12 protein-coding genes, 1 tRNA gene and 1 riboswitch are annotated in these 17,715 nt (G+C 39.7%); of the genes, 7 read left to right on the forward strand and 6 right to left on the reverse strand.

Annotated elements, in window-relative coordinates; translation table 11 throughout:
* Positions 1-50 precede the first annotated feature (50 nt).
* Both LT679_RS04240 and ppk1 read right to left on the reverse strand, forming a co-directional pair.
* Positions 51-938, reverse strand: a complete 888-nt coding sequence (locus tag LT679_RS04240; RefSeq protein WP_232175818.1) for a Ppx/GppA phosphatase family protein — start codon at positions 936-938, stop codon at positions 51-53.
* A complete protein-coding gene (ppk1, locus tag LT679_RS04245) occupies positions 935-2,989 on the reverse strand; it encodes a polyphosphate kinase 1 (RefSeq protein ID WP_232175820.1) in 2,055 nt (684 codons plus the stop codon). Before ppk1 ends, LT679_RS04240 begins: the two co-directional genes overlap by 4 nt.
* A 142-nt stretch (positions 2,990-3,131) precedes the next feature.
* Here ppk1 and LT679_RS04250 point away from each other — a divergent pair, with 142 nt between their 5' ends.
* From LT679_RS04250 to LT679_RS04280, 7 genes are all read left to right on the forward strand, one after another.
* Complete coding sequence (locus LT679_RS04250) at positions 3,132-3,623, forward strand: YajQ family cyclic di-GMP-binding protein (RefSeq protein WP_232175822.1); 492 nt, start codon at positions 3,132-3,134, stop codon at positions 3,621-3,623.
* A gap of 405 nt (positions 3,624-4,028) precedes the next feature.
* Positions 4,029-7,193, forward strand: coding sequence for a SusC/RagA family TonB-linked outer membrane protein (locus LT679_RS04255; RefSeq protein ID WP_232175824.1), 3,165 nt, complete (start codon positions 4,029-4,031; stop codon positions 7,191-7,193).
* Between the two features lie 14 nt (positions 7,194-7,207).
* Positions 7,208-8,734: a RagB/SusD family nutrient uptake outer membrane protein gene (locus tag LT679_RS04260; RefSeq protein WP_232175826.1), complete on the forward strand. Its 1,527-nt coding sequence runs from the start codon at positions 7,208-7,210 to the stop codon at positions 8,732-8,734.
* 24 nt (positions 8,735-8,758) lie between these two features.
* Complete coding sequence (locus LT679_RS04265; protein WP_232175828.1) at positions 8,759-9,448, forward strand: hypothetical protein; 690 nt, start codon at positions 8,759-8,761, stop codon at positions 9,446-9,448.
* Between the two features lie 28 nt (positions 9,449-9,476).
* The gene (locus LT679_RS04270) at positions 9,477-10,460 is read left to right on the forward strand and encodes a DUF5007 domain-containing protein (protein ID WP_232175831.1); all 984 of its coding nucleotides are present in this window, start codon (positions 9,477-9,479) and stop codon (positions 10,458-10,460) included.
* 619 nt (positions 10,461-11,079) lie between these two features.
* The gene (locus LT679_RS04275; protein WP_232175833.1) at positions 11,080-12,288 is read left to right on the forward strand and encodes a DUF4221 family protein; all 1,209 of its coding nucleotides are present in this window, start codon (positions 11,080-11,082) and stop codon (positions 12,286-12,288) included.
* 1 nt (position 12,289) lies between these two features.
* The gene (locus tag LT679_RS04280; protein WP_232175835.1) at positions 12,290-12,766 is read left to right on the forward strand and encodes a hypothetical protein; all 477 of its coding nucleotides are present in this window, start codon (positions 12,290-12,292) and stop codon (positions 12,764-12,766) included.
* Between the two features lie 16 nt (positions 12,767-12,782).
* Here the strand turns inward: LT679_RS04280 and LT679_RS04285 are convergent, their stop codons facing one another.
* From LT679_RS04285 to LT679_RS04300, 4 genes are all read right to left on the reverse strand, one after another.
* The gene (locus LT679_RS04285; protein ID WP_232175837.1) at positions 12,783-14,618 is read right to left on the reverse strand and encodes a DUF885 family protein; all 1,836 of its coding nucleotides are present in this window, start codon (positions 14,616-14,618) and stop codon (positions 12,783-12,785) included.
* Between the two features lie 4 nt (positions 14,619-14,622).
* The gene (locus tag LT679_RS04290) at positions 14,623-15,525 is read right to left on the reverse strand and encodes an AraC family transcriptional regulator (protein ID WP_232175838.1); all 903 of its coding nucleotides are present in this window, start codon (positions 15,523-15,525) and stop codon (positions 14,623-14,625) included.
* A 721-nt stretch (positions 15,526-16,246) separates the two neighbouring features.
* A tRNA-Cys gene (locus tag LT679_RS04295) sits at positions 16,247-16,317 on the reverse strand.
* Between the two features lie 11 nt (positions 16,318-16,328).
* Positions 16,329-17,465 carry a cysteine desulfurase family protein gene (locus LT679_RS04300; protein WP_232175840.1) on the reverse strand — a complete coding sequence of 379 codons (1,137 nt, stop codon included), beginning with the start codon at positions 17,463-17,465 and terminating at the stop codon, positions 16,329-16,331.
* A 63-nt stretch (positions 17,466-17,528) separates the two neighbouring features.
* Positions 17,529-17,633, reverse strand: a riboswitch (SAM riboswitch).
* Between the last annotated feature and the right edge of the window lie 82 nt (positions 17,634-17,715).

Genomic DNA, 17,715 nt, shown 5'->3' on the forward strand with positions numbered 1-17,715 from the left:
ATATACTAAGATTTTTACAAAAACTTAATAATTTGTTTTCAAATTTTTCACTAGCGATATTGAGGGAAATTCTTCTCTATCAGTGTTTGTATAATGCCGTCAACCATGCCTACACTTGGCACGTAAATCTGCTTTATCCCGGCTGTTTTCATTACCGTGATATAGATTTCGCAAGCAGGAATTATAACGTCCGCCCGGTCATGATTCAGGCCTAACACATTTATCCTGTCTTTTAATGAAAACGAACTCAGATAGCTATAAAGCGATTTAAGTTTGTTAAATAGCATGGGCGACTTGTCCTTTTGTTCGGCCAGGCGATAAAGCTTATTGATGTTTCCACCAGTACCTATGCCCGCGATATCTTTAAATCCACGGGTATGTTTGCGGATAAATTCGCGCATCTCGTCCCATGTTTCCTCTTTGTCCTGATTATCGAGAATACGTATTGTACCCAGGTTAAATGATTGGGATGCAATAAGCTCTCCGGCAGAAAATAAAGACAATTCGGTACTGCCGCCGCCAACATCTATATATAAATAGTTTTTGCTTTTATCTATTTCCTGATCGGCATGGCTTGCGTATATAATTTTGGCTTCTTTTTCGCCATGTATAATCTCCAGGTTAATACCAGCCTTTTCCTTTATTGCCTTAACCACTTCATCGCCGTTTTTAGCTTCACGCATTGCAGAAGTAGCGCAAGCCATATAATCCGTTACCTTGTAAACGTCGATCAGGTTGCTGAACGCCTGCATGGTTTTAACCAGGTCAGCGGATTTCTTTTCCGAAATTTGCTGATGAAGAAACGCATCGTCACCCAACCTTAACGGCACACGTATGAGCGTATTCTTTTTAAATGATACCGAATGATTATTTTCAACAATTTCGGCAATCAGCATTCGTACAGCGTTTGATCCTATGTCTATGGCAGCGTATCTCACTTTAAAGTATTTTTGTTTTTTAGGTAATTATAAATGTCTATTTGTGCCCGGTGCGGGTTTACGTTATGTGTGCGGTGGTATTTATTACTATTGTTGGAGTTAATATCACGCGACTTTGTGTTATCAGCTAATTGCAGGTTGATAATGTCTTTTATCTCTTTCTTCAGATCCTCATCATATACCGGGAAACCCACTTCTACCCTATTATCAATATTGCGCGTCATAAAATCCGCAGATGTCAGGTAGATCAGCTCGTTGCCGCCGTTACCGTATATGTGTACGCGCGCATGCTCCAGGTATTTATCAACTATACTAATAACACTGATGTTCTCGCTATATCCCTTAATGCCGGGTACCAAACAGCACATGCCCCGCACAATCATATCTATCTTAACCCCTGCCTGGCTGGCCTGATAAAGCTTTTCTATCATTTGCTCATCGGCAAGGCTATTCATCTTTAAAATCATGTACGCCTCTTTACCTGCTTTAGCGTTGCGTATTTCACAATCTATAAGCTTGTAAATCGCCGGGCGCGAGTCAACTGGCGATACGATCAGGTTTTTGAAACCTTTAGGCAATACGCTTCGGTTTAGCGCTTTAAATACCCCGGCAAGTTCATCGGTGATTTTTTTGTTTGCGGTAAACAAAGTATGATCGGCGTATATCTGCGCGGTTTTTTCGTTGAAATTACCGGTTGAAAGGCAGCCATAATTAACAACCTTACCCTTTTCAACCCGGCTCACCATACAAATTTTTGAATGTACTTTATAACCCGGAATACCATAAACCACGCGTACGCCTTCTTCCTCTAAACGGTTACTCCAATGTATGTTATTCTGTTCATCAAAACGGGCACGAAGTTCAACCAGGCAATTTACCTTTTTGCCATTTTTTGCTGCGTTGATGAGTGCATGTACAACTCGCGAGTTATCAGCCAGGCGATAAACTGAGACGCTGATCTCTTTTACCTTGGGATCAATGGCTGCTTCGCGTAAAAAGTGGATGATATAGTCGAACGATTGGTAGGGCGTACTAACCAGGTAATCCTTTTTGGCAATGAGACTGATCAGGCTTTTGCCAAAGGAAATACTATCAACAGGTAGCGCCGGATACTCATTGTATTCCAGCTCGGGCCTGCCTACATTAGGGAATTTAATAAAATCTTTGAAGTTGTGGTACCTGCTGCCCGGTATAAGGCTCTCGCCCTGCAAGCCCATTTTAGCAACCAAAAACTGCAGCATATCCGCAGGCATATCGGTATCGTAAAGCAAACGCATGGGTTTTCCCTTTTTGCGTTTTACAAGACTTTTAGAAAGTGCGTCGACAAACTTTTCGCTTACCTCCTTGTCCAGATCAAGTTCAGCATCGCGGGTAAGTTGTATGGAATAAGCCTCAATGTTATCATGGTCAAATATGAAAAACATATCTTCCAGATTATACCTGATAATATCATCAAGCAGGATAATAAACTTTAAATTGTTGGTTTCGGGCAGTACCAAAAAGCGCGAGAGGTTATCCGGAAACTCAACAAGCGCGTACCTTGATTTTTTATTTTTTGTTAATTTAACGAAGAAGTAAATGGCGCGGTCCTTTAATTCAGGTAGTGGTCCTGCATCCGTCAGCATAATCGGCACGAGTGTAGACAGCAGCTTTTCGCGAAAGTAGCTTTTAACAAAACCGCCCCTGCTCACGTTTAACTGCTTTTCGTCCAATATAAATATCTTCTCTTCAGCAAGTTGTTTGATGATGATATTTTCGTACAGATTATTAAATTTTTTTTCCTGCTTAACTACGATGTTTTTAATTTGATTAAGCAGCTTTTTAGGGTTATAACCTAAAATTTGTTTTGACTTTTGGTTTAAGTTGGCCAGCCTATTTAAAGTAGCAACCCTAACCCGGTAAAACTCATCAAGGTTTGATGAAAAGATGGCCAGAAACCGGATGCGGTCTATAAGCGGTACTGTCGGGTCTGCCGCTTCCTGCAGTACACGGTCATTAAAATACAACCAGCTTATTTCACGATTGGTTAAAGGTATCTGTTTGGCATCCATATAATATACTATCCTGCTTTGCAGCCGAATTGACAAATGTGCTTATTTATTTGTTAAGTTAGTATTAACTCATTGTTAGCATCGTTTTTATAACCATTAACTTAGCTTTTTGTGCTACTTTTGCAATTTAAACACTACCCATATGCCATCATTTGATATAGTAAGCAAAATAGACGGACAAACCCTTGATAACGCTATTAATAACGCTAAAAAGGAAATTTTAAACCGGTACGACTTTAATGATTCCAAAAGCACCGTTGACCTGGATAAAAAAACTAATGAGATAACCATCGTAACAGAAAATGATATGCGCCTTAAGGCAATTACTGATTCTATTATCTCACGCATGACCAAACAAGGGCTTGATGCAAATGCGCTTGACTTTGGTAAAGAGCACTATGCCGCAGGTAACATGATCCGTAAAGAAATAAAGGTTAAAGAAGGCATTGACAAGGAAGCCGCAAAGAAGATTGTAAAAGCAATTAAGGATAGCGGCCTTAAGGTACAAGCTTCAATTATGGATGACCAGGTACGTGTGCAGGGGAAGAAAATTGATGACCTGCAAGCCGTTATAACCCTTTGCCGCGGGAACGATTTTGGGCAACCGCTGCAGTATATTAACATGCGTAACTAAGTTTATTCAGTTTACATTTTGATGGCCCGCTTTGCACTCGCCCGAAAGCGGGCTTTTTATTGTTTTTTATAATCAAAGCCTTTCAAACTCATATATATAATTTGAGAGCAACAAAAATGTTACAGAGTTTATAAAAATCGGCTTGTTTTTGATAAAACGATATAACGAAATATTGCTGTGATCACAAAATTTTTCGGAAAAAAGATAATTCGTTTTATCAATATGGATGCCAAATATTGTTTTATTGACAGTTAAATTTTACCATATTTTTAATCAATCAAGTTGTATTGTAACAAAATGGTTAAGATTTAGCCATGTTAAGATAATATCATAAACAAAATTGGGGCTTGGTGGAGATAGTTTTGAGATAATTATTCAAACTATTAACTCTGCAACAATTAATTTATGACCAAAAGATTTACTTTTTTAAAAGCCGTCTTGGTTGTTTGCTGCTTACTTTACCTGTTTGTTCCGTATAGCGCGCACGCGCAAACGGTAATTACGGGTACGGTTGTCGATAAAGACAATCTTCCGGTGCCGGGCGCAACCGTAAGAGAAAAAGGCGGAACAGCTACCACATCAACCAATCCTAAGGGTGAATTCTCTATCAAAGTCACCACTTCAAAGCCGGTTTTGGTTTTTACTTTCGTTGGCTTCCTCACAACCGAAACAGAAGTAGGAAACAAACAAAAACTAATAATTTCATTAAAAGACAACCCACAGCAATTAAGCGAGGTTGTATTGATTGGTTATCAAAAAATCACCCGTAAAAAGTCTACCGCAGCGGTTTCCAGTTTATCAGCAAAAGAAATTGCCAATTTACCCGCTGCGAGTTTTGACCAATTGTTACAAGGACGTTTATCAGGTGTAAACGTGCAAAACTTTTCGGGTGCACCGGGCGCTACGCCAACTGTATCCGTACGTGGTAACTCGTTAGTTAGCCGTGGTTACAACGAGTATAACGTTGTAAATAGCCCACTCTATGTAGTTGACAACGTACCTCAACCCACTGAAGATTATGTAGGCCCGGGCACGGGTACAGGCGCTAACTATTTAGCTGGTATTAACCCGAATGATATTGAAAGTATTGACGTTTTAAAGGATGCATCAGCAGCCGCAATATACGGTTCACGCGCAGCAAATGGCGTAATCCTAATCACTACGAAGAAGGGCTTATCAGGTGATCCTAAAGTAACGATTAACAGCTACTATGGTTTAACGCAGCGCCCCCAGTTACGTGATGTTACACTTGGCGCTGCTGAACGTCGCCAAAAAATGCAAATAGTGAACGAACAATTAACCTATGATCAAAAACAACAACTGCCTTATTTGCTTACCGACAGTTTAAATGAGGCATTTAATGGCAATACGAACTGGCAAGATTTGTTTTATCAAACCGGCAAAATTTCAAACGTTGACTTAGGTTTAAGTGGTGGCGGCGCGGGTAATATGGTGTACCGTTTTAGTGGCGGTTATTACAATGAGGAAGGTATTATTAAGGCTACCGGTTTTAAACGTTATACCGGCAGATTGAACCTTACAGCACACGCCCTCAACAACAAACTTACTATTAACCCACTAATAGCTTACTCTCGATCTGACAGAGCACGAGGCAATGGTAATAACGCCAGTCCGATAAGCTTGGGCGCAGGAGATATGCCTTCATCATTATTTAACTTATCGCCTGATAAAAAAGAATATTACCTGGGTGCATATCAAGCCAATCTGGATAAGAATATTAGTAACCAGCTCACTTTTAATTTAAACTTCGCTCTTGAGATAAACAAACATTTAACTTTAACCTCTCAATCGTCGTTTCTGCAAACCAATGCCCGGCGAGATCAGAGCCGAAGCAGCCTGTTACAAAATGGACAGGGCAACTATTCATACAGCTATGCTGATGCAGGTTTACAGGCTAGTACATCAAACTTTTTTACTTATAACAATTCATTTGGTAAACATAATTTAAGCGGCGTTGCCGGACAGGACATCTTATATAACACCTTCCAAACCACCACCGCATCCGGTTATAATGGCCCATCTGATAATATACAGGTTGTTCGGGGCTTTCAGCAATCAAAAATCGGCGCCGGATCAGACTATCAGGCCTACGGATTACTATCCTACTACGGAAGAGCTAATTATGATTACGATAGCCGATATATGCTATCTGTAAGTGCACGTACCGACGGCTCGTCGCGTTTTGGTAAAAATCATAAGTGGGGTTTCTTTCCAGCAGCGTCAGCCGGTTGGTTAATCTCTGAAGAGTCGTTCATGAAAGAAAACGAAAATAATCCTTTCACCCTATTAAAACTTCGCGGTAGCATAGGTGTGTCTGGAAGTTTACCTACTAATAACTATCTGCAATATAACTTATACAATGTTAATAACGGTGGTTTTGAAGGTAACGGCGGCGCTGCATCATACAACGGCGTAACTGCTATTACACCCAACTTTTATGATGGGGCGGCGCAAAACAGCTTAAGCTGGGAACGTTCAAAACAATGGAATATAGGTACTGATATTGAGATAAAAAATGGCAAGTACGCTGTATCTTTTGATGTTTACAATAAAGAATCATCATTGCAATTATTCAGCGTTGACCTGCCGGTTAACACCGGTTACGACCTGGCACTTACAAATTCAATCGGTGTGCGTAACGCAGGGTTCGATCTGACTGTATCTGCCAACCCGTTAGAAGGTAATTTCAGGTGGTATACCCGTTTAAATCTTACCTATAGCAGAAACAAAATAATGAATTTGCCTAATGGCAACCGCGACCTGGTAATGAGCGGTGACCGTTTTGATAAATCGCACATATTATCGGTAGGCTCTCCAATTAACGCGTTTTATTTATACAAAACCTTGGGCGTTTTTCCTACCGTTGAGAGCATACCGGTTAACCCGTACACCGGCGAGCGCTATCGTAGCAGTAATGGCGAATATGGCGCTGGAGCATTTTATCTGGCTGACTTAGACGGAGATTATTTTGTTGACCTGTTTAATGACGGCATCAATCCTGACAAAACTCCTATAGGTGACCCAAATCCGAAGTATGTAGGCGGATGGAGCAACGATTTCAATTACAAGAATTTTTCATTAAATATCTTTTCAACGTTCACTTTTGACCGTGATGTACTTAATCTTTTTGAGTCTGATCGTTTTTCTAACTCTACAGCTAATGATGCTATTAACAGACTTGCTTACTATTCAACGCCTGATTTTAGCAAGCTCAACATTTGGAGAATGCCGGGAGATAATGCGCAGTACGCTAAATACGATATAGGTACTTTCAGGTATTACTACACCGGCGCTCAAACCTTCTTCCTTGAAAAAGGCGGTTATTTCCGCATCAAGAGTGTGAGGTTGAGTTATGACTTCCGTCCGGAGGTTTTAAAAAGATTAGGATTAGGAAGATTGAGGGTTTATGGAATCATGGATAACGTAAAGATGTTCCAGCAATCAAAGCGTTTGCCTGATGCTGAAGCGGTTAACCCATACGGCGAATACAATGGTGCCGGTTATCCTATACCTAAAAAATACACTTTAGGCCTCGATATTCAATTTTAATAACGCACAAAATCATGATAAGAAAAATATATAAAGTAATAAGTGTGATAGGTTGCGTGGCGGCTTTATCAACATTCAGTTCATGTAAAAAACTGCTCGAACAAACACCAAAAAACTCAACTTACTTTGATGTTTATTGGAAAACCGCTCAGGACGCTAATAATGCAATAGCAGGTAATTATGCCTTGTTACGTAACGCCATGAGCAATAAATACAACCGGTATTATATGTATGGCGACGCAGTTGCTAAAAACTATTTTACCATACAATATGGCGGCGATGGTATTGAAGGCATACAAGGCGGTGATTTTACCTTTCAATATAACCTTAACTCATTAGCCAATTATACACTCTACTTTAAATCAATAGCAATGTCAAACATTGTATTGAAGAATGTGAGTAAGATGACTGATGAACAGTTAAAAGACGTTGACGACCCGGAAGAGTTCAGAAACCGGATATTGGGCCAGGCATACTTTTTACGCGCCTTAAGTTATTTTATGATGGTAAGAGTTTGGGGTGATGTACCGGTAGTAACCGAGGCATATGATGATCCTATAAACGCGCCACAACTTGCTCGCAGCCCTAAAGCGGAAGTAATGAAGTTAATTGAAGATGATTGCCATAAAGCAGCTCCATTATTAAGCTGGACTTACTCAAATGTAGGCGATGCGAAGGTTACCGCTAATCGTGGGTCAGTTTACGCTTTACTTACGCATCTCTATTTATGGAGAGCAACAATGCTTGATGTAAGCACGGCCAATCCGAACATGACCGACGTTAACAGTGCTGATACTACCATCAACGCTATTGTATCTAAGGGCGGTTATTCGCTAACTGATACCGCTAACTATAAAAACATTTTCATAGGCCGGTCATCAGAAGGTATTTTTGAAATTAACGTGAGTGAAAATACGCTCGAAGGCTCTAACAGCTCCATTGGTATGTACTTTTTAAATTCCCTGTATATCAATAACGGCACAAATAATCCGCGCATGTTTGTGGTACCCAGCTATCTTAGCAATCACTTCCGTAATGCTGATACCAGCGATGTACGCTATAAAAAGAATTTCGCCCTTACAACCTCTGAGCGCCCAATGTGCATTAAATATGCAAATGTAATATATCGTAACCAAGGGCAGCAATTGGATCCATTTCTAAGTAACAATATGGTAGTTTTCAGATTAAGTGATATCAATTTGTTAAAAGCTGAAATAGCGCTTTATAAAAATAACGTAAGCACTGCTATCAATATCATCAATGCATCAAAAAAACGGCATAATGCCAACGCTATTCTGCTCGATAATACCCTTACTAAAGACGAAGTGATGGATGAGTATATTTTGGAGCGCGGCAGGGAATTGTATCTGGAAGGCCACTTGTTTTACGATTTGCTCCGTACACGTAAATATGGGAACGTGGTTGATTGGCTTACGGACCAAAGGTTCCAACTTGAAGGTTTCTATTTCCCGGTTGACCCTGCTTTGTTCAGGCAAAATCCGAAGCTTAAACAAACTACTTACTGGTTAGGCAAAGTATAATATTAAACTTAAATGAATTTGTTTATGAAAAAATATATAGGATCAATTGTATGCGCTGTCGCGATTTTGCTGAGCGCATGTAAAAAGGATGACTATAAAAACGACGGGGGCACAAGCAACCCCTATGTTGATATGACTACGTATGATTTTTTAAAGTCAAAACCACAGTTTGATTCGCTGGTTAAGATAATAGATCACGCAGGGCTTAAGGATGCTGTTAATGGCAACATTACCTTTTTTGCTACCACTAATTACAGTGCCGCACCTTATGTAGCAGCCAAAAAGAATCAAAAGGCTATTGAAACCGGTAATGAAAATTTCGAGTTTGGAATAGAAGATATTCCCGTAAAAGAGCTCGCTGACTCTATGAAAACCTATATGTTTCCAGGCAAAATTAATCGTGATGTAATAACAGTTTCCGGTAAGTTCTACCCTACGCTGCTAACTACACCACCTGCTGACGTAAGTTATCTGATAAAATTCAGACGTACATTTGACTACAGCCAATTTGTAGATTATGTAGATTATGTAAGCTACGTGAAGGTAGTAGGAACGCGTGACGATAGAGAACCGGACCCTGATAAAGTGCCAGAAAACCAAAAAGACCGATCTGTTGATTGCCAAACTTCAGGCATTATTACCAAAACCGGTATAGTACATGTAATAGACGGCAGGCACCGCCTGTTCTTTAACGCGCAACCATTAGGGAATTAATAATAAACAGATCAATAATTTAAAAGATATGAAAAAAGTTATATTGGGTTTGTTTATCATAGCAAGCGCTGTAGCTTGTAAAAAGATTGACAATGGCTTTCAGAGTGATAATATTCGCTATAAGGATAATAATATTTATGCTAAACGAGGATTGATATTATTCCAGTCAGACAGGATAAACGCCGACGGGTCTACCCCACCATACAAATACAAAATGTTAAATCTACGTAATGTTGACGGTGCCCCGTTGCCTAAGGAGTTCAACACCGAATACGAGATAACGCTTTTTAAGCCTGGCATGTCATTTAATGCTGAAACTGATACCACTATAGAGCTTTTGAACATGAAGCGAGAAACGGTAAAGCGCTTACCTATGGAGTTTAATGAAACCAGCGGCCAGCTTACCTTCAATAGGGCTTCAGCCAACCTTCCATTAGGTAAATATGTTTTTGATGTGCAAATGACTAACCCTACCGGTACAAAGTTATATCCTTCGTTAGCTACCATAAACGTGGTTGACCCTACTACCGATGACTTATTTACCATTACGGATAACGTTGCAAACGCTTTTCATGATGTGACAGGCGCGGTAACGCCGATGAAGAATCCACAGATTACTTGTACTAAAATTTCAAATGAAGGTGCAAGGGCCATCTTAAAAATGGTGGATAAAAATGGTAAGCCTTTTAACCCTAAAACAGGCGAGATTATTAAACGTGGTGACAGACCCGTGTTTGAGAACTACGCCAAGTTTAACCCGGTTACACTTACCGATACCGCAATGATTTGTGATTTTGAGATTGCGCCATTCCCGCTTACCAAATACGTTACACCTACTACAGACTGGGGCTTCCTGATGTATTATCGTATACCAAGCCAGTTTGTAAACATCGACGGATTCCCATCATCGCTTGGTACTTTCTCTGTTAATCCGCGCTGGTCATGGCAATTAAAGCTTGAGGGCACTTACACTATACAGGTTAAATTTACCGATGTGACCAAAAAGAATTGATGACGAATATATAAGCGATAAATAAATGCAGCTGTAAATTCAGGCTGCATTTATTTGCATAAATAATTTTATTACAGGAAGTTAAAATTATCTATATTTAGAAAACAAACCAAACCACATGAAATCAAAATTATTTTACCTCCAGTTTTTGCTGCTTGTTTTTCCTATAGCAGCTATTGTTGCCTCAACAACAAAACCTAAGGACGAAAAAAACTTTAAGGTGATAAAACTCACGGCCTTGAACAGCTCGTTAGGAGCGTATGAAAATCGTTTGAGCTTTGCTACCACATATCAAATGATATGTCCGAATGGATCTACAGGGTGTGGTACAGGTCCGGGGCCGGTTTGTACGTCTACAAATAACTGTACTCCATTGGTTGTATACCACGAGGTTTCTTGCACAATTAACCCAACGGCGAAAGCATGTCAATTGGTCGGAACAACCTCGCCTACCTGTAGCGGCCCGAAGTCTTGTCCCGACAATCCAACTTTACCTACCAAGCATCCGCTACCTTGTGATTTTGGACAAATTGCATTTGGTTGCTTTAGCGGTTGGGTAAGTGGTCCATCTTGCGGAACCCTGGTAAACTGCCAGTCTCCTCCAAACTAATCAGCGTATATGATTAGAGTCGCTAATTTGTATTTAATTATTTTTATCGCACTATTACTTTGTGCTTGCCATAAAGCTGATAAAAATATATTTATAATTAATTCTAAAGTCGCAGATGATGCTGATGACTATAAACTTAAAATTGATAGTGTATCAATTCCTTTAAAAGAAGGGTTTGATACACTATATTATACCTACACCACATACGCGCAGCAAAACCAGGATTTTTTGATTGGTTATAATGCAAAAAAAGCGTGCCTGGACATCATAAACCTCACTAAAGCAAAATGCGTAAAACACTTGTTTTTAAATAAAACAGCTTTGTTTACGCAAAAGTTAGACCGTCAAGACCTCGACAAAAGCAAAAGCATTACGGATATAACAGTAATCGGCAATGATTCTATTTTGATTAATGACAGTAATAACCGCCTGTTACTTGTTGACACAAATTTGAACCTAATAAAGGCATTTGATTTAAACGCGATTGCTAAAAACAACAATTTACCAGGTAGAGTGATATCTTATAGCTCTAATTTTAGGATGCTTGAGCATGATAATAAACTTTTGCTTAATCAAATTTATCCACAATACAGTTGGGAGAAAAAGGTATCTGTGTTTTCTGCTTTAGACATGAAAAATGAAAAGCTCACTGAATTACCACTTTCTTTTTCTGACTATCTATATGAGATAACAGGCAAGGGAGGTTACTTGGTGAATGTTGGCACAAGTGAATATCAAAAAAATGGATTATTGACTTACAATTATATGTATGAATCAAATATCTATCAGTTTAAGGACAAAGATTCTACTCTTACTATATACGGTGGTACAATGTCAGGCGGCTCTAACTATGTAACCCCTATTGAATACAAAGGCGGTGATGACCTAAAAAAATGGGACATACATAATGTAGAGAATACTCAATTTTTCAACGTTATGTATGATAAATTCCGAAACGTTTATTACCGCTTTAGTCTGAAAAATATTGATTATAAAAATGGGAAGTATTTCAATTCCATACTCGACAAGCCACTTGTGCTGATGATTTTTAACGAAAAATTTGAAGTTATTAAAGAGATTACACTGCCTTTATATATTTATGCCCCAAACACCTGGTTTATTAATAAACAGGGTTTATATATTTCGTCAGCCAATAAGAAAAATAAATTCTACGCCCCAGACAAAATAAAGTTTCACATCTATAAAATAACCCGATAACATGTTAAAGAGGTTTTTCATTCTGTCAACAATCATATTCATATGCTATAGCTGTAGAACTTCTGGCGAACAAAAGTCGATAGAATTAGAGCATATCAATATGTATCTTTCGGAGAAACATAAGATAACGCTCCCAAACAACAACAAGGCGTTTGTAGTGGTTATATCAGGCAATTGCGGTTCATGTACCGAAAAAACAATCAAATTTCTTTCGCAATTAGGTGACAAGTCGAACAAAACTTATGCAGGATATCAGAAATTAGTTATAATTCCAAGTAATAATGCTTATGTGATAGATTCACTAAAAAATTCAGACATGAAGTTTTACACTGACGAAGGGTACGAATTGGAAAAGTACGGCATAAATTTTCCCCGAAACATGTTCTTCGAACTTAAGCGCGGAACGCTTTATTATAAAGACACGTTGTATTTAGAAAAAGTGGACACTATTGCATTAAAGTACGGGTTCAAGATATAAACCGGTACTAAAAAGCTTATTTGATATTATAAAATCGCCACTTGGTTTCAAAGTCTGCGTCTAATTGTTGTTTGGTAAGTATAGCCCTGAGCATCTCTACAGGTATCAGGTTTTCCTTTATTGCTGCATCGTGAAATTGCTTATAGGTCATTTTACCGCTATCAACCATTTCATGCTTTAAGGCCATGTATTGCAATCCACCTAATAAATATGCTACCTGGTAAAGCGGACTATAGCCTCCTTCAAAAGATCTTCGAACCTCACCTTCTGCATTAGCGCGTTCATGGCCTACGCGGTCAACCAAAAAGTCGATACATTGCTGTGGCGTCCACCGGTTGAGGTGGTAACTCATCGAGAAAATAATGCGCGCGCATCTGTGCATGCGCCAAAACAACATGCCCACACGTTCTTCGGGCTTTTGTGCAAAGCCCTGATCCCAAAGCAACATCTCCCAGTATAACGCCCAACCTTCTGTAGAAAAAGGGGTTGAAAACTCATGCCTGTATGGTTTATACCGGCTATTCATAAAATATTGCAGATTGTGGCCTGGTATCAGCTCGTGTTGAACAGTGCCTCTTGAAAAGTAAGGATTGTTACCGCGCATGCTCATCAACCGGTCATCATAAGCCATTGAGTTGGTTGGGTAAGATATACTGATCTCTTTACCGCCTGTAAAAAACGGATTAACCAGCTGTCGCTTGGGAGACATCATCACCATGCCCCAGGTTTCTTCGGCCAGTGGTGGTACGGTTATTAAATCACGGGCTTTAATAAAGTCGATGGCGTCGTTGTATAATTTAACTATAAGCTCAGGCTGATGGCCTAACGGCATATAGCTGTTCTTTACTTTCTCGAGCGCTTTTTTCCAATCGTCGCCAAAACCCATCTGGCGCGATGCTTTTAGCATTTCCTTATCGCACCAGGCAAATTCTTTGTTGGCCAGTTCAATAAGTTCTTCTGGCGTATACGGAATAAATTCGTCGTTCAACTGCGCAATCAATGCTTTTCGCCCGATAGGTTTGCCTTTTATGCCGCTGCCATCATCTTTCTGGGTGGTACTTATCTTGCCTTTTGATGATGCAAGCTCAGTGAAACTACTTAGCTGGCCGTTTATTTTTTTATATGGTACAGGTACCCACCAGGTAAAGGCCGGATCGTAAGTGTTATAAAAATCAAAAAAACTTTTTAATCGTGCTTTTAGTGCGGATGCCGCGTCACCAAGGGTATTGGCTAATGGCTTATCTAAACTTTTGACGTTGCTTAGCTTTGCTGAATCGTTAGCTATATTAACAGCAAGCCTACTGAAAATTTTAGCTACCTCTTCCCCATCCACATGTTCCCCCCGCCTGCGCTTTTTCTCCAGCGCATATACATCATCGGCAAAGCTCAGGTATATTTTTATTTGGTCATACCTTGTGTTTTCTTCTGAAAGATTTTTTACATGCTTCGCAATCTCCTTTTTGAGCATCAGGTAGTCGGCCTGACCGTAGATACTCAATCCTCTGAAATCCACTTTTTTTAGATCTGCAAGATAAGTGCTGTCAATCTGCAGCAACCGGCTTCGCTGCTCGGGCGAGTTCAGTACATAAACCTTAAATTGATACTCACTTCGTTCGTTTACCTCATAAGGCAAATAAAAATCACGTATGGCATCGATATCTTGCTCATACTGAATTATCGGCCCGGCAAGTTCGCTTGTTTGATCGTATAATACACTTGATGGATGACTTTGCCCATAAACATTGCCAGCCAATGCCAGCAATGTCCATAGCGCAAGCTGCGTTTTTCCTGTTTTATTTAGTTTGTTTTTATACCTGCGTATAAGTGTGCGTTTGCGTAAAGGTTTATCCATGTAATTAACTTGCGGCGCGATTTAAACTGATCATGTTATTATTGTAAGCATCCAGGTAACCACGTGGCGAGTTGCCGATTATGCACTTGAACACGCGGTTAAAATTGGTTATGCTTTTAAAGCCACATTTGTAAGCGATGATGTTAATATTCTCAAAACGTTGCGAAATCAGTTTTTTACAGGCCTCGTTAATCCTGATCTCATTTAAGAATGATACGAAAGTGTGTCCGGTGTGTTTTTTAAAATACCGGCAGAAAGATTCGGGTGTCATGTAAGCAATCTTGGCTACGTCCTCAAGTGTTAAAGGTTCGGCGTAATGCTGTATTATGTAATTATATATTTTACCGATGCGGATACCCTCGCTATCAGTTATTCCCGGCAAGCTTCCGTACGTTGAAAGTGGCTCAAGCTTGGATTTTATGCCGTTCATGCATTTCATCAGGTTAAAAAATTCAACTAATTGATCCTGTCCCGAAGAGCGTTGCAGGGATGACATGATTTGCGAAATATCATTAACCAGGTAATGCGGAAATTTAAAACCCTGTTGATATTGTTGCAGTAGCACAGTATAACCCTTCATTTCGGGCAATGCAAATAAAGGAGCCAAAGTCCCCTCGGGATTAAAAAATATGGTTAATGCTTCAATCTGTTTACCGTTATCAGCATTAAAGTACTCCGGGTTGCTCTTGAATACGTGCGGCAGGTTAGCACCTATAAAGAAAACATCTCCGGCAGAGTAATCGTGCATATTATTGCCGGCTATGAGAGTTCCCTCTCCCTTTTGTATCCAGGTAAGCTGCACTTCTTTATGACGGTGCAGATAAGGATAATGGTGTTGCTGACAAACCTTGTCGACTACCACACTCTTGTCGTATGGCATTGGAATGGTGAATTGCAGTACTTTCATGGTTCAAATCAATTAATAGGGATTGTTAGTGAACAATTTACAGTTAATTAACATGTAGTTGCAATATTTAACACGATGTGGGTAAAATTTGATAAAGAGTAGTTAAAATGTTGCTATAGTTTGAAGTCATCTCCCAATTATATGCTGAGAACGGCACCCTACATAAAATAATTGATGGCTAAACACGCTTTCAGCGTGATATGTAAAAGCTATTAAAATCAAAAGAGCACCTCCATCGCGGCAGTGCTCCTTTGTTAACTTACTGATCGTACTATAAACCCGAAATGATTATAATACATTTTCTATTTGACAAAAATGCGTTGACGATTGTTAACGCATAACAAACATAGCCAATCAGTTAGCCGATATAATACAGATAATTACCTGCTTATAAGCAGATATTATCACAAAATAGTTACAAAGTTAAATAAAAATAATAAGAAATCATTACAGCAGGTTATTTACCGGCTGTAATGATTGATAGTATTACCGCGGCAGCCATAAGGGTGCCTACGCCCAATAAAAATGTAATGTTTCTGGAGCCATACGGATACCTCACAAATTTCCTTTTCCTCTTTTGGCAATGCATTTTAGTAGATATTTATTTATACCAGCAAACGGATTGCAGTAATATTTGTTTCGGATTTTGATTTTTTTAACAATTGTTTAATTCCAAGTAAACATACCGGTCAAAATCACCGTAGCGTTCTTAAAATTATTGACGTCGCGGGCAGATTCGAACTGCCGTATAAGGTTTTGCAGACCCCCACCTCACCACTCGGTCACGCGACTATTTTTTTGGATCAGGCAGCGGCTGCGTTGGAGAGCGCCGACAGAAGACTTAGCGTTTTGTCCACTTCATCGGCGGCATTATACTTACTAAAAGAGAACCTGATGGTTTGCCTGCTATTATTGGTTCCGATTGCTTCTAATACATGTGAGGCATGGCCCGTAGAACATGCGCTACCACCTGAGACCGAGATGTTGTTTTCGTCCAGATAGTTCATCAAAAAACCATGAGCCAGATCTGCCGGGAAACTCGCGCTTAAAACGGTGTACAAACTTTCATCCGCTAATGCAGAGTTTCCGTTAAACAAAACACCCGGTACTGTTTCTTTAAGCCCATCTATCAGCCTGTTTTTTAGCGACTGGATATGGGTTCTATGTTGATCTATATCGGCATAGGCAATTTCAAGCGCTTTGGCCAGACCTGCTATGCCTGCCACATTTTCGGTGCCTGCGCGGAGCTTGCGTTCTTGTGAACCACCATGAATAATTTTGTGTAAGTCAACGCCATCACGGCAATACAAAAAGCCTATACCTTTTGGCCCGTGAAACTTATGCGCAGAGGCTACAACAAAGTGAGCACCCAGTTCTTTAACATCGTGCTTATAATGCCCCATGGTTTGCACCGTGTCAGTATGAAAAATTGCCTTGTGCCTACAACATTGCTCAGCTATAAGTTCGATGTTGTTGATGTTTCCGATCTCATTATTGGCATGCATTATAGAAACCAGCGCTTTACCCTTGCTTTGTAGTAAAACATCCAACTGCTCATGGTCTAAGTTGCCGTTTCCATCAACCCTTACAAAGCTAAGCTCTATTTCATTTGCGGCTTGCAGGGTTTTCAAGGTATTAAGTACCGCGTGGTGCTCTAAGGGCGAAGTAATTACATGCTTAATATTTTGCAGGCGAATGCCGGATAAAAGAGCGGTATTATCAGCCTCGGTACCACCACTGGTAAAAATAATTTCGGAAGGCCTGGCGTTGATTAACCTTGCTATTGTAGCCCTTGATTCCTCTACAATTTGCCTGGCAATACGGCCATGCTGATGCGATGATGATGGATTGCCGAAATGATCTAATAGAAACGGGGTGATGTGATTGAATACCTCACTGTCAATACGGGTGGTTGCTGCGTTATCAAAATAAATGCTCATGTTCGTTATCGTTTTTAAATGCATTAATTAACTTATCCACGACACGAGTTTTTATCAAACGCTATCTTATCTATCCCGGCATGTTACCGGGCAGGAATTAGCACCTTATACCAAGTACAGGTTGCTAAGACGTCATAGGGCCTTTCCCTCCGTCTTTCTGGATAAGTATGTAAAAGAACTACGTTGCAAACATACTTATAAAATCTATAAATCCTATAGATTTTATATTTTTTATAAAAAATTTTCTGAG

Source organism: Mucilaginibacter roseus (genome assembly GCF_021215455.1).
In the GTDB taxonomy this organism is placed as follows: Bacteria; Bacteroidota; Bacteroidia; order Sphingobacteriales; family Sphingobacteriaceae; genus Mucilaginibacter; species Mucilaginibacter roseus.

Excerpts from the sequence above, each read along its gene's own strand:
- ppk1 (WP_232175820.1), bottom strand. The coding sequence starts at position 2,989 with ATGGATGCCAAACAGATACCTTTAACCAATCGTGAAATAAGCTGGTTG.
- LT679_RS04250 (WP_232175822.1), top strand. The coding sequence starts at position 3,132 with ATGCCATCATTTGATATAGTAAGCAAAATAGACGGACAAACCCTTGAT.
- LT679_RS04255 (WP_232175824.1), top strand. The coding sequence starts at position 4,029 with ATGACCAAAAGATTTACTTTTTTAAAAGCCGTCTTGGTTGTTTGCTGC.
- LT679_RS04260 (WP_232175826.1), top strand. The coding sequence starts at position 7,208 with ATGATAAGAAAAATATATAAAGTAATAAGTGTGATAGGTTGCGTGGCG.
- LT679_RS04265 (WP_232175828.1), top strand. The coding sequence starts at position 8,759 with ATGAAAAAATATATAGGATCAATTGTATGCGCTGTCGCGATTTTGCTG.
- LT679_RS04270 (WP_232175831.1), top strand. The coding sequence starts at position 9,477 with ATGAAAAAAGTTATATTGGGTTTGTTTATCATAGCAAGCGCTGTAGCT.
- LT679_RS04275 (WP_232175833.1), top strand. The coding sequence starts at position 11,080 with ATGATTAGAGTCGCTAATTTGTATTTAATTATTTTTATCGCACTATTA.
- LT679_RS04280 (WP_232175835.1), top strand. The coding sequence starts at position 12,290 with ATGTTAAAGAGGTTTTTCATTCTGTCAACAATCATATTCATATGCTAT.
- LT679_RS04285 (WP_232175837.1), bottom strand. The coding sequence starts at position 14,618 with ATGGATAAACCTTTACGCAAACGCACACTTATACGCAGGTATAAAAAC.
- LT679_RS04290 (WP_232175838.1), bottom strand. The coding sequence starts at position 15,525 with ATGAAAGTACTGCAATTCACCATTCCAATGCCATACGACAAGAGTGTG.
- LT679_RS04300 (WP_232175840.1), bottom strand. The coding sequence starts at position 17,465 with ATGAGCATTTATTTTGATAACGCAGCAACCACCCGTATTGACAGTGAG.